Source organism: Plantibacter sp. MCCC 1A11337 (assembly GCF_013349365.1).
In the GTDB taxonomy this organism is placed as follows: Bacteria; Actinomycetota; Actinomycetes; order Actinomycetales; family Microbacteriaceae; genus Plantibacter; species Plantibacter flavus_A.
Genome location: NZ_JABJWX010000005.1, coordinates 108,081 through 120,636 on the forward strand (window position 1 = coordinate 108,081; position 12,556 = coordinate 120,636).

The window sequence follows — 12,556 nt, forward strand, 5'->3', positions numbered from 1 at the left end:
AGTGTACTAATCATTTGGGTACGATGGGACCGTGACCGCCAACGAATCCACCACCGTCGCCACGGCCGACGATCTGCTCCAGCTCGAGAACCAGGTCTGCTTCGCGCTCGCCGTCGCGTCGCGCAGCGTCATCTCGCTCTACCGACCGATCCTCGAACCGCTCGGTCTCACCCATCCGCAGTACCTCGTGATGCTCGCGCTCTGGCAGCACAGCCCGCGCTCGGTCAAGGACCTCGGCGGAGCACTGCAGCTCGAGCCGGCGACGTTGTCCCCGCTCCTCAAGCGCCTCGAGACCGCCGGGCTCGTCCGACGCGACCGCAGTCGACTCGACGAGCGCGTCCTCGACGTCTCGCTCACCAGCGCCGGCCGTGAGCTCCGCACCCAGGCGGAGGCCATCCCGCACCGGGTCATGAACGAGCTCCGCATGGACGCCGAGCACCTCACCCAGCTCCGCGAGATGCTCCACGCGGTGATCGGGGCGGCCACCACCGCGCCCGCCGTCACGGGTGCCGACCCGCTCTGATCGAGATCCCGGCACCGGCGAGGTCGTCAGGCCTGCGACGAGGTCGTCGTCTCCGGTGCGGTCGCGGTCCGCGGGTTCCGGATGCCGACGAACGACACCACGCCACCGACGAACATGAACACGGCGGTCGCCTGGACCACCCGCGGGAACCCGTCGACGCCGAGCGCGCCACCGGCGATGATGCCGACCAGCGCGATCGACACGAGGCCCGCGACGCGCGACACCGCGTTGTTGACCGCCGATCCGATGCCCGCATGGGCCGGGTCGATCGATCCGAGGATGCCCGCGGTGAGCGGCGCGACCGTGATCGCGAGGCCGAGACCGACGAGCAGGATGCCCGGGAACAGCTGCACCCAGTAGTTCAGATCCTGCTGCGCACCCATCATCAGGAGGAAGCCGACGCCGGCGATGATCGGTCCGACCGTCATGAACAGCCGCGGTCCGTGCTTGCCGGCCAGCTTGCCGAACCACGATGACAACGCGAGCATGACGAGTGTCGGCGGCAGCGTCGCGATGCCCGCCAGCGTGGCGCTGAAGCCCGCCGTCTGCTGGATGAAGACCGCGATGGCGAAGAAGCCGAGCGAGAGGGCACCGTAGATGAAGACGGTCGCGATGTTGCCGTAGCCGAAGTTCCGCACGCGGAAGAGCGACAGCGGCAGCATCGGGTCGGGGTGGCGGCGCTCCCACCAGAGGAATGCGACGAACGACACGACCCCGCCGATGAGCGGCACGAGCAGCATCGGGCTCGACCAGCTGTAGCGCTCCTGCTCGATGAGCGCGAAGACAGGGCCGCCGAGCCCGACGGCGCCGAGCACCGCGCCGACCACGTCGATGCGGGGACGGTGCTCCGGCTCGGGTACGCGATCGGTGCGCATCATGAGCCACAGGGTCACGAGGATCGGGACGATGTTGATGGCGAAGATGAGGCGCCAGGACAGCGTGTCGACGAGCACGCCGCCGAGCAGCGGGCCGGTGATGCCCGCGGCTCCCGTCCACGCCGTCCAGGTGCCGATCGCCTTGCCCTGCGCGACGCCGCTGAAGGTCGAGATGATGATGGCGAGCGAGCTCGGGACGAGCAACGCGGCGGCTCCACCCTGCAGCAGCCGCGCGATGATGAGCACCTCGGCGGTCGGTGCGACCGCGCACAGGATCGAGGTGACACCGAAGCCGATGAGCCCGATGCGGAGGATGCGGATGCGCCCGAACGCGTCGGAGAGCGAGCCCGCGAGCAGGATGAGCGACCCGAGGGTGATCAGGTAGGCGTCGACCACCCACTGCTGCACGATGAGCCCACCGCCGAGTTCCTCGGTCATCGCAGGGAGCGCGACGTTCACGACCGAGCCGTCGAGGAACGCCACGAACGAGGAGAGGATCGCGATCGTGAGCACGAGGCGCTGCTGGCGGGTCATGGGTTCAGGGTAGCCCCGCGGACCGACGTGTCGAGCGCGATCCCGAGGAAGCTCGACAGGCGTCGGAACACCGTCGACGACCGACGCCCGACGCCACGTCCTTCCCAGCCGACGCCCGTTCCGCGTTCATAGACTGGAGCCCATGGACGACCTGTGGTGGCTCCCCTCGCTCATCGTGTTCGGCGGCGTCGGCATCATCGTCTGGTTGCTCGTCACCCTGCTGCGTCGGCGCAATCCGAAGACCCCCGTCGCCTCCATCGACGACCTCCACCGCCGGGCGGGCATCGCCCTCGTCCGCACCGACGACGCCGTCCGCGAGGCCGAGGACGAGGTCGGATTCGCCGAAGCGGAGTTCGGACGTGAAGCCGCCCGCGGGTATGCCGCCGACGTCGCCTCGGCGCGCTCGGCGCTCGGGGAGGCGTTCCGGCTCCGCCAGTCGCTCGAGGACGAGATCGCCGACACGGAGGCGCAGCGTCGCGCCTGGAACGAGCGGGTCATCAGCGTCTGCGAAGACGTCGAACGCACCCTGAGCGCCCGACTGCGCGGCTTCGACGAGCGCCGTGGAGCGGAGCGTTCGGCCCCCGACCTCCTCGACCAGCTCGAGCGACGTATCGACCGCGCGCGCGAACGACTCACCACCACCGGCCTCGCGATCGCCTCCGCGGCCGAGCGCTATGCGGCGAGCGCCGTCGAGGACGCCCGGGTACTTCGCCGGACCGCGCAGGACACGGTCGACCAGGCGACCGACGATGCGACGACGACGAAGGATCGGATCGACACCGGCCGACCGGCCGCCGCGGCACTGCACGCCCTGGGGCGCGAGCTGCAGCAGGCGGAGGACCGGTTGGACGCCGTCGAGCGTTCGCTCGCGGGCATCGCCGCGGCGGAGACCGAACTCGCCGCAGCGGGGCGTGAGCTCCGCACGGTGATCGCCGAAGCGGAGGCGTTGGGTGCGACGGTGGAACGCGCGGAGACGGCCGCCGTCATCGCGACCGCCGTCGAGCGGGCGAACCGCGCACTTCTGGAGGCGGAGTCGACCACATCCCCGGACGGCGACCGCGTCCTGCCCGATCCGATGCGACGTCTCGAGATGGTTCGCGCAGCCGACATCGACCTCGACGCAGCTCTCGCGACCGCCCGCAGCACGCAGCAACGTCTCGACAACGCACGCGAGGCGATGCGCGGGGCGTTGTTCACCGCGGACAGCAACATCCGCGTCGCCGTCGACGTGATCTCCGCGCACCGAGGCAGGGTCGGTGCCGACGCGAGGACCCGCCTCGCCGAGGCACAGCGGCAGCTCGCACTCGCGGAGGCGGCAGCGGTCGACGATCCGGTCGAGGCGCTCGACGCCGCCCGTCGGGCCTCTCGGATCGCCCAGGACGCGGACGCGCTGGCACGATACGACGTCGGGTGACCCTCGCGACGTGCCGAGTCTGGCCGTTCACGCCTCATTCATGTTCTAGAATATGAGTATCGCTGTCGTGAGGCGGGCCCACCGGATCGCGCAGTTTCCAATCGACCCCTGAGAGGACCCCGTGCCCAGCTCGTCCGCGCGCCAGCCGCTCTCCCCGTCCCCGATCTTCACGACGCTCACCCACGGGTTCGACGCACGGGCGGTGCCCTCTCCTCCGGAGCAGACCCGCCTAGCCGGAGCGACGACCCAGCACGGGTCGCCGCTCCCCTCACCCGACTGCCCGATCTTCGACCAGCTCGCCGGGCGACGCCTCGCCCGCCGCCGCAGCAACTTCATCCACCCCGCTTGACCCCACCCTTCGACAAGCTCAGGGACCGGAGGAGGCGCGTCCAGGGACCGGAGGTGCGGAGCGCCGCAGTCTAGGGATGATCGCCCGTCCGTGCTGCGCGTTTACGTTTCATCTCGAACGGTGACGGTCCGCGGTAACGCAACGCGCGTCCGTCCGCCTGCCTGTGGAGACTGGCTCCGTGCACGCACCAGTGCACCCACAGACAGAGCCGAGGACCATCATGAGTGAGCACACGGGACCAGAACCGAGCGAATTGCGGGCGTCGATCGCCTCCGGCAAGCGGAAGCGCCGGAACCTGCTGATCGGCGGTGTCGCGGTCGTCGTCGTCGCCGCGATCGCCGTCGTCGTCTCGGTCGTCGTCGGTGGCCAGAACGGGACCGCCGACGCGGCGACCGGTTCCGGCGCACCCGCCGAGCGTCTCAGCGTGAAGATCGCGGTGTCCGAGGACACGCAGTTCCAGGACGCCGTCAAGGAGGTCGCCGCCGAGAAGGGCCTCGACGTCGAGTGGGTGAACGTGAAGGACTGGGTCCTGCCCAACACCGAACTCGTCGCCGGCACCGTCGACGCGAACGCCTTCCAGCACATCCTCTACCTCTCGGCCTTCAACGCGGAGAACGACGCCGACCTGACGCCGGTGTTCTCGACCGTCATCACGCAGTGGGGGATCTTCTCGAAGACGCTCACCGACGTCGAGGACCTCGCCGACGGCGCGCGCATCGCGATCCCGGACGACCCGTCCAACGGCGGTCGTGCCCTGAACATCCTGGCTGCGGCCGGACTCATCGAGATCGCAGCGGACGCGGGGAACTTCCCGACGGTCGAGGACGTCACCGCCAACGACAAGAACCTCCAGTTCGTGCCGCTGCCGGCGACGAGCATCCCGCAGCAGTTCGACGACCCGTCGCTCGCAGCCGTCGTCGTCGGGACCTCCTACTTCGACCCGAGCCAGGGCATCACGAAGGACGACGCGCTCTTCCTCGACGACTCGCTCTCCGAGAAGAACCTGCCCTACGTCAACGTCATCGCCACCCGCGACGAGGACAAGGACAACCCGGCCTGGAAGATCCTCGAGGACACCTACGCCGACCCGCGCGTCGCCGAGGCGCTCGACGACGAGTTCGCCGGGAACTCGATCCTCGTGAAGGTTCCGGTGAAGGACCTCCGCGACAAGCTCGCCGAGCTCCAAGCCGAAGCCGAGTAGGACGATGGCGGCCGATCATCGCCTCCCACGATGACCGGCCGCCACCACGCAGTGGCCGTCCGGGGTCTCCCGGACGGCCCTCCCGCGAGAGGAGCAGGTGATGAACACAGCAATCGTCTTCGAGGACGTCAGCAAGACGTTCGAGGTGAAGGGCCGCGCCTTCGAGGCGCTGCGGAACGTCGACCTGACGGTCGAGCGGGGCGAGATCTTCGGCATCGTCGGGTACTCCGGCGCCGGGAAGTCGACGCTCCTGCGCACCGTCAACGCCCTCGAGCGGCCGACGAGCGGGCGGGTGGTCGTCGAGGGCCTCGAGATCTCCGCGCTCGCCGGGCAGGCGCTGTACGCCGCGCGTCAACGGATCGGCATGATCTTCCAGCAGTTCAACCTCCTGGAGTCTCGGACCGTCTACAAGAACATCGCCTACCCGCTCAAACTCGCGAAGGTGCCGGACGCCGAGATCCTCGACCGCGTCGAAGAACTGCTCGCGTTCGTCGGGCTGAGCGACAAGGCGCTCGCCTACCCGTCGCAGCTCTCCGGTGGGCAGAAGCAGCGGGTCGGCATCGCCCGCGCCCTCACCACCCGCCCGGAGATCCTCATCTCCGACGAGGCCACCAGCGCCCTCGACCCGCAGACGACCGGCGAGGTCCTCGAACTCCTTCGGCGGGTGAACGAGGAGTACGGCGTCACGATCCTGCTCGTCACCCACGAGATCGACGTCATCCGCGAACTCGCCGATCGGGTCGCCGTCATGGAGGACGGCGAGGTGGTGGAGCAGGGCAGCGTGTACGAGGTGTTCTCGGCGCCACGCACCGCGACCGCGCGACGCTTCGTCTCGTCGGTGCTCCACCACATCCCCTCCGAGGAGGTGCTCGCGAAGATCCGAGCCGTGCACCACGGGCGCCTCGTCCAGCTGCACGTCGAGGACCGCGACACCAACCACCCGTTCCTCTCGCGGGTCGCCCGCGACAACGACATCGACTTCAACGTCGTGTTCGGCGGCGTCGACGAACTGCAGGGGCGACTGTTCGGCAGTCTCACGGTCGAGCTGCTCGGACCGGACGACCGCGTGGACGCCGCCATCGCGGGGCTCCGCGCCACGGCGACGGTCACCGCGATCGACCCTGCCCCGGCCGCGCCGGTCGCTGAGCCTGCACCGGTCCCTGAGTCCACGCCGGTCCCTGAACCTGCACCGGTCCCTGAACCTACACCGGTCCCTGAGCCTGTCGAAGGGTATGAACCGCTCGCCGAGGACCCCGACACCCTGAAGGAGCACACCCATGCGTGACTTCGATCCCGACGCGTTCTTCCCGCGTCTCCTCAAGGCCATCGGGGAGACCGGCCTCATGGTGTCCGTCTCCTTCGCCGTCGCGACGGTCATCGGGATCCTGCTGGGCCTCCTGCTCTACGCGAGCCGGCCCGGCAACCTCCTGCAGAACCGCGTCGTGTTCGGCGTCCTGAACTTCATCATCAACGTCATCCGACCGGTACCGTTCCTCATCGTCGCGATCGCGCTCATCCCGCTCACACGGCTCGTGTTCGGCACCGGCCTCGGACCGCTTCCGGCGACGATCCCGCTCATCCTCGTCGCGAGCGTCGCCATCGGGCGCGTCTCCGAGTCGAACCTCGTCGCCGTCTCACCGGGCGCCATCGAGGCCGGCGCGGCCATGGGTGCGAGCCCCGTGCGGGTGCTGTTCACGATCGTCGTGCCCGAAGCGCTCGGCCCGCTCATCCTCGGGCTGACGTACATCCTCGTCGCCCTCGTCGATGCGACGGCCGTGGCCGGGGTGCTCGGCGGCGGCGGCCTCGGTGACCTCGCCATGACCTACGGCTACCAACGGTTCGACTGGATCGTCGTCGGACTCGTGGTCGTCACGCTCGTCCTGCTCGTGCAGCTCGCCCAGTTGCTCGGCAACGTGCTGGCGAAGCGGGTGCTGCACCGATGAGCGCCGACGACTTCGACTCCTTCCTCTCCGCCATCCGCGGCGGCGCCATAGCGCGCGAGACCGACCGGCGCCTCCTGTTCGACGAGGTCGCCGAACTGAAGCACCTGGGCTTCGCAGCAGCCAGGGTCCCCATCACATCCGGGGGTGGCGGACTCACCCTCGAGCAGCTCTTCGAGCGGCTCATCGACCTCTCGGCGGCCGACTCGAGCCTCGGGCACGTCTGGCGAGGGCACATCCTGTTCGTCGAGGCACTGCTCGCCTCCCCCGACGACACCTATCGGGAGCACTGGTTCGCCCGACTGAACGCCGGCGACCTGGTCGGGAACGCGCAGTCGGAGCGGCACGCGACCGCCCACCTCGAGACCGTCCTCGACCGCGACGGCGAGTCGCTCACGGTGACCGGCACGAAGTACTACACCACCGGCAGCATCTACGCCGATTGGATCTACCTGTCCGCGCTCGACGGGACCGACCGCGTCGCGGTGACCGTGTCCGCGCACGATCCGGGAACCCGCTCGGTGGACGACTGGGACGGCTTCGGGCAGCCGTTGACCGGGAGCGGGACGACCACCTTCGACCGCGTGCCGGTGGACCAGCGCGACCTCGTCGTCCACAGCGGCGACGCGGCCGCGTGGCACCGGACGGGCGCACTCCAACAGCTCATCCTCCTCGGCGTGGTGGCCGGCATCGCCCAGCGCGCCCTCGAGGACACCGTCGACTACGTGCGTGCGCGACGCCGGACCGTCGGTCATGCGGGTGAGCACCTGCCGCGCGAGGATCCGCTCGTGCAGTCGATCGTGGGCCAGCTCAGCAGCGTCGTGCACACGGCCCGCGCGCTCGTCCTCACGTCTGCTCGGACCTTGGAGGGACCGGCCACCGAGCCCGACGCCGCCCGGTCCGCACTCCTGGAGGTCTTCCGCGTCCAACAGGTCGTCCTTCCGCTCGTCCTCGACGCGCTCAGCCGTCTGTTCGAGGTCGGTGGCGCCTCCGCCGTCGGCCGGTCCTACGCACTGGACCGGCATTGGCGGAACGTCCGGACGATCGCCTCCCACAATCCCGCTGTGCAGCGTTCGGCGGCACTCGGGCAGTTCGAGCTCAACGGCACCCTGCCCGAGTGGCAGGCTCCGGGCGCACGGCCCGAGACCGAGCCCGTTCCGGCGGATGGAGAGCAGGCATGAGCGACACGGCGACGATCGACCGCGACCTGGCGCAGCGCTTCGCGCCGCTCTTCGACGAGCTGGGGCGGGACGCCGTCGAACGAGAGCGCGAGCGCCGTCTGCCGTATGCCGAGGTGGAGGCGCTGCGTGCGGCGGGCTTCACCCGCGTGACGCTGCCGCGACGGTACGGCGGCGAGGACGCCACGCACGGGGAGCTGTTCGAGCTCCTCGCCGAGCTGGCCAGGCGCGACCCGAACCTCGCGCAGCTGTTCCGCTCCCACTTCTCCTACATCGACCGCACCCTGCACACGCCGTCGTCGGCGGACCGTGAAGCGCGTCTGGCCCGACTGGCCGACGGAGCCATCGTCGGCAACGCGAGCCACGAGCGGTCGGCCGCGAAGGTGGGCTCGCTCGCCACCCGGCTCACCGAGACGCCGGGCGGTCTCCGACTGAACGGGACCAAGTTCTACAGCACGGGGACGCTGTTCGCCGACCTCGTCGGGGTCGCCGCTGAGCAGGACGGCGAGTTCGTCTCGGTGCTCGTGGAGACGGACGCCGCGGGTGTCGATCGGATCGACGACTGGACCGGGTTCGGCCAGCGACTGACGGGCAGCGGCACCACCGTCTTCACCGAGGTCCCCGTCGAACCGTCGACGGTGACCCGGCGCGAGCCGGAGCGCCCCTCGCATGGCGGCGCGTTCGTACAGCTGGTCCTGCTCGCGGCGGCGACGGGCATCGGCCGCGCGATCGTCGACGACGCCGGCGCGTTCGTCCGGACTCGGACCAGGACCTACAGTCACGGCGCGGCCGCGACCGCCCAAGCCGACCCGATCGTGCAGGAGGTCGTCGGCGAGCTGTCGGCGAAGTCGTTCGCCGCCGATGCCGCACTGGCCGCCGCGACGACTGCACTCGGTCGTTCGAGCGCGGCGATCCTCGGAGCCGACCCGGATCTCGTCCAGGAACGGATCGCCGACGTCGAACTCGCGACGGCGCGCGCGCAGCTGGTGATCCTGCCCGCCGTGCTCGAGGCTGCGACCGCCCTGTTCGACGTCGGCGGTGCGAGTGCCGTCGAGACGCACCGGGCGCTCGACCGGCACTGGCGGAACGCCCGCACGATCGCCTCGCACAACCCGTCCCGCTTCAAGGCGAGGGCGATCGGCGACCACGTCGTGAACGGGACGCCGATCGCCTCCTGGTGGAGCACCGGCGAGGCCTGACGCCCCACCGGTCACTGAGCCGAACCCCGGTCCCTGAGCCTGTCGAAGGGCGGAGACCTGAGAGCCCTTCGACAAGCTCAGGGACCGGAAGGGACGCTCAGGGACCGGAGGGGACGCTCGGGGAAACGGGGCAGCACCTACTTCAGCCCGGAGAACGCCAGCCCGTCGATCACCCGGCGCTGGAGGACGATGAACAGGATGAGCACGGGCGCCATCGCGAGGATCGACGCCGCCATCATCACCGGGTAGTCCGTCGTCTTGTCGCTCGAGAGCGTCGCGAGACCGGCGGCGAGCGGCATGGAGTTGGCGTACGTGGACACCACGAGCGGCCAGAGCAGTTCGTTCCACGACCACAGCACGGTCGTGATGGCGAGGACGCTGATGCTGGGCTTGGCGAGCGGCAGCATGATCTTCCAGAAGATCTGGAAGGGTCCGGCGCCGTCGATCCGCGCCGCCTCCTCGAGCTCCGTCGGCAGGTTCAGGAACGCCGTCCGCATGAGGAAGGTTCCGAACGCGCTGAACAGGCCGGGTGCGACGATGCCGAGCGTGGTGTTCAGCCATCCGAAGCCCTGCACGATCTGGTACTGCGAGATGAGGTACGCCTGCGACGGCACCATGAGGATCGACAGCGTCACGGCGAGCAGCACCGCGCGTCCGCGGAACCGCATCCGTGCGAACGCGTAACCCGCCATCGTGCAGAGGACGATCTGCGCGAGCGTCCTGATCACCGTGATGACGATCGACGTGCGCAGCTGATCGAGGAACGGAAGACGCTCGAACACCGCGGCGTAGTTCTGCCACTGCAGTTCGGCCGGCCAGAACGTGGGGACCACGCTCTGCACCTCCGCGTTCGTCGACAGCGACATGATGATCTGCCAGATGAACGGGAACGCCATGATGAGGCCACCGACGCCGAGCACGATATGGGCGACGACGTGCGACCCGCGCCGCTGGCCGGGCCGACCGACCTCGCGGCGTCGCGCGGACGCGGCGGACGGACGACCCGATCCCGGAACGGTGACGGCACGGGTGGTGAGCGGTGCTGTGGCGGTGAGTTGCTCAGTCATTGTTCACCCATCGTTTCTGGAGCCGGAACTGCAGGAGCGTGACGAGTCCGATGATCAGGAAGATCACGATCGCGATCGCCGCCGCGTAGCCCTTGTCGTTCTGGACGAAGCCCTGGTCGTAGAAGAAGTAGACGAGCGACATGCTCTTCGGGAGCACCGGGTTGGTGCTGCCGAGGATCGCGTACAGCAGGTCGAAGAGCTGGAAGCTCGAGATCACCGTGATGATCGTGACGAAGAAGATGCTCGGGGTGAGCAGCGGCACCGTGATCGAACGGAACTGCCGCCACCGGGTGGCGCCGTCGAGCTCGGCCGCCTCGTAGAGCTCCGGCGCGATGTTCTTGAGCCCGGACGCGAGGATGATCATCGAGAAGCCGAGCGACGACCAGAGGCCGACGATCGCCACGGCGAACATCGCGGTGCCCGGCGTGCTGATCCAGTAGGGACCGTCGACACCGACGAGCGACAGCGTGTAGTTGAGGATGCCGAAATCACCGTTGAAGATGATGCGCCAGACGATGGCCACGGCGGTCGGCATCGCGACGTACGGCAGGAAGAAGAGCACCCGGTAGAAGCTCGCGAACCGCAGGCCGGGGAGGTTCAACAGGCTCGCGAGGTAGACGGCGATCGGGATGCCGAGGAGCACCACCGCCGTGTAGATCAGCGTGTTGCCGAGGGAGGCGTAGAGCCGCGGGTCGGCGAACAACCGGACGTAGTTCTCGACGCCCGTGAACGTCGTTCCGCCGAAGACGCCCCACTCGGTGAACGAGTAGTAGGCGGTTTGGATCATCGGCCAGATGAAGAAGACGCCGATGCCGGTGAGGAGCGGGAGGACGAAGACCCACGGCCAGGCGCCGTCACCGCGGGCGGCACCCCGCCGGGCCACGCTCCGCGAGGAGCGTGGCGCCGACGGGGTGCGCAGCACGGTCTGACCGGTCACTTCTTGGCCAGCGCGGCGTTCATCTGCTCGGCGAGATCCTTCGCCACGTCGGCGACCGGCTTGTCACCGCTGAACGCGTCGGGCAGGAGCTCGACCTCGAGGGCGTTCCAGGCGGCGGTGTTCTCCGACACCGGCAGCGGCTTGGCGTAGTCGAGCGCGTCGAGGAAGACCTGCAGGTTCATCGTCGGGTAGGAGTCGACGAACGACTGCTGCGTACCGGTGTACGCGGGGATGACGGCGCCGAGGTCGCCCTGCTGCTGCTGGGCCTCCTCGCTCGCCAGGAAGACCTGCAGGGCCTGTGCAGCCTGCTTGTTCTTGCTCGCCGACGCGACGACGTTGGAGACGCCGTGGATGACCGTCGCCTGCTCCTTGCCGGTCGGCAGCGGGAAGGCCTGGGCGGTGGCGGCGACGTCGGACTCACCGACGAGTGGACGCAGCCAGCTTCCGCCCCAGTACATGGCGAGCTTGCCGGAGGTGAACCACTGGTCGGCCGGCGTGTCCGTCAGCTGCTGGATGCTGGGCGAAGAGCCGTCCGCGATGAGGTCCGTCCAGAACTGGAGCCCTTCCTGGGCCTCGGGGCTGTCGTACTCGGACTCGGTCTGGTCGGCGTTGATGACCTCGCCACCGGCCTGCAGGATCGTGTTGTAGTAGGTGGTCTGGCCGTCCATGCCGCCGGCGGCACCATAGACGCCCTGGTCCTTCAGCTTCGTCGAGATCTCCTGCGCGGCGGTGTCGAAGTCGTCCCAGGTCCAGCCGTCGGCGGGCAGCGCGACGCCAGCCTGCTCGAAGAGCGCCGTGTTGACCCAGACACCGATCGTGTCGAAGTCCTTCGGCACGCCGTACTGGGTGTCGTCCAGCGAGTACAGCTCGTTCAGGGCCTCCGGGTAGTTCTTCGGGTCGATGTCGCCGGCCTTCACGGCCCCGGTGATGGGCTCGATCTTGCCGTTCGCCGCGTAGACCTGGAAGTTCGGCCCGTTCAACCAGAAGAGGTCGGGCAGGGTGTCGCTCGAGGCCTGCGTCTGGAGCTTCGACCAGTACGAGGCCCAGGGTGTGACGTTCACGTTGACCGTGATGTCGGGGTAGACCTTGTTGAAGGCCTCGATGTTGGCGTCGATCGCCTCGACCTGGGCCTGGTCCCAGACGCCGTAGGTGATCTCGGCCTTGAGGTCCTTCGGGGCGGCGGCGTACTCGCCACCGGTGGCGCCCCCGCCACCGGTGCTGCAGCCGGCGGTGAGCGCGGCGGCGGCGAGGAGGCCGATGCCGCTGAGGACGGCGCGGCGGCGGGCGCGACCGCCGGATGCGGTGTTGCGGTTCATGAACGGCGAAGGCATGACTGGAG

The 12,556-nt window shown here is 69.2% G+C and carries 12 protein-coding genes; 8 read left to right on the plus strand and 4 right to left on the minus strand.

Going from position 1 to position 12,556, the window contains the following annotated elements; translation table 11 throughout:
• Positions 1-31 precede the first annotated feature (31 nt).
• Positions 32-523: a MarR family transcriptional regulator gene (locus HOW07_RS17060; RefSeq protein WP_121292340.1), complete on the plus strand. Its 492-nt coding sequence runs from the start codon at positions 32-34 to the stop codon at positions 521-523.
• Positions 524-549: 26 nt separating this feature from the next.
• Here the strand turns inward: HOW07_RS17060 and HOW07_RS17065 are convergent, their stop codons facing one another.
• Positions 550-1,932, minus strand: coding sequence for an MFS transporter (locus HOW07_RS17065; RefSeq protein WP_175117956.1), 1,383 nt, complete (start codon positions 1,930-1,932; stop codon positions 550-552).
• A 142-nt stretch (positions 1,933-2,074) separates the two neighbouring features.
• On the opposite strand from HOW07_RS17065, the gene HOW07_RS17070 reads away from it, so the two are divergent.
• From HOW07_RS17070 to HOW07_RS17100, 7 genes are all read left to right on the plus strand, one after another.
• Entirely contained in the window at positions 2,075-3,346 is a 1,272-nt protein-coding gene (locus tag HOW07_RS17070; protein ID WP_175117957.1) for a hypothetical protein, read from the plus strand.
• 121 nt (positions 3,347-3,467) lie between these two features.
• Positions 3,468-3,695, plus strand: coding sequence for a hypothetical protein (locus HOW07_RS17075; protein WP_175117958.1), 228 nt, complete (start codon positions 3,468-3,470; stop codon positions 3,693-3,695).
• 220 nt (positions 3,696-3,915) lie between these two features.
• Positions 3,916-4,896 (plus strand): MetQ/NlpA family ABC transporter substrate-binding protein, encoded by a 981-nt coding sequence (locus tag HOW07_RS17080; RefSeq protein ID WP_175117959.1) that lies wholly within the window; start codon positions 3,916-3,918, stop codon positions 4,894-4,896.
• Between the two features lie 100 nt (positions 4,897-4,996).
• Entirely contained in the window at positions 4,997-6,181 is a 1,185-nt protein-coding gene (locus HOW07_RS17085; RefSeq protein ID WP_175117960.1) for a methionine ABC transporter ATP-binding protein, read from the plus strand.
• The gene (locus HOW07_RS17090) at positions 6,174-6,839 is read left to right on the plus strand and encodes a methionine ABC transporter permease (protein WP_071260563.1); all 666 of its coding nucleotides are present in this window, start codon (positions 6,174-6,176) and stop codon (positions 6,837-6,839) included. The genes HOW07_RS17085 and HOW07_RS17090 overlap by 8 nt, the downstream gene beginning before the upstream one ends.
• The gene (locus HOW07_RS17095; RefSeq protein ID WP_175117961.1) at positions 6,836-8,017 is read left to right on the plus strand and encodes a hypothetical protein; all 1,182 of its coding nucleotides are present in this window, start codon (positions 6,836-6,838) and stop codon (positions 8,015-8,017) included. Before HOW07_RS17090 ends, HOW07_RS17095 begins: the two co-directional genes overlap by 4 nt.
• The gene (locus HOW07_RS17100) at positions 8,014-9,213 is read left to right on the plus strand and encodes an acyl-CoA dehydrogenase family protein (RefSeq protein ID WP_175117962.1); all 1,200 of its coding nucleotides are present in this window, start codon (positions 8,014-8,016) and stop codon (positions 9,211-9,213) included. The genes HOW07_RS17095 and HOW07_RS17100 overlap by 4 nt, the downstream gene beginning before the upstream one ends.
• Before the next feature lie 137 nt (positions 9,214-9,350).
• On the opposite strand, the gene HOW07_RS17105 is transcribed toward HOW07_RS17100, so the two are convergent.
• Genes HOW07_RS17105 through HOW07_RS17115 form a run of 3 tightly spaced genes read right to left on the minus strand, consistent with a single transcriptional unit; the run spans position 9,351 to position 12,548 of the window.
• Entirely contained in the window at positions 9,351-10,280 is a 930-nt protein-coding gene (locus HOW07_RS17105) for a carbohydrate ABC transporter permease (RefSeq protein WP_079003468.1), read from the minus strand.
• On the minus strand, positions 10,273-11,217 hold the full coding sequence (locus HOW07_RS17110) for a carbohydrate ABC transporter permease (protein ID WP_079003469.1): 945 nt from the start codon (positions 11,215-11,217) through the stop codon (positions 10,273-10,275). Before HOW07_RS17110 ends, HOW07_RS17105 begins: the two co-directional genes overlap by 8 nt.
• Positions 11,214-12,548, minus strand: coding sequence for a sugar ABC transporter substrate-binding protein (locus HOW07_RS17115; RefSeq protein ID WP_254628459.1), 1,335 nt, complete (start codon positions 12,546-12,548; stop codon positions 11,214-11,216). Before HOW07_RS17115 ends, HOW07_RS17110 begins: the two co-directional genes overlap by 4 nt.
• Positions 12,549-12,556: the final 8 nt, after the last annotated feature.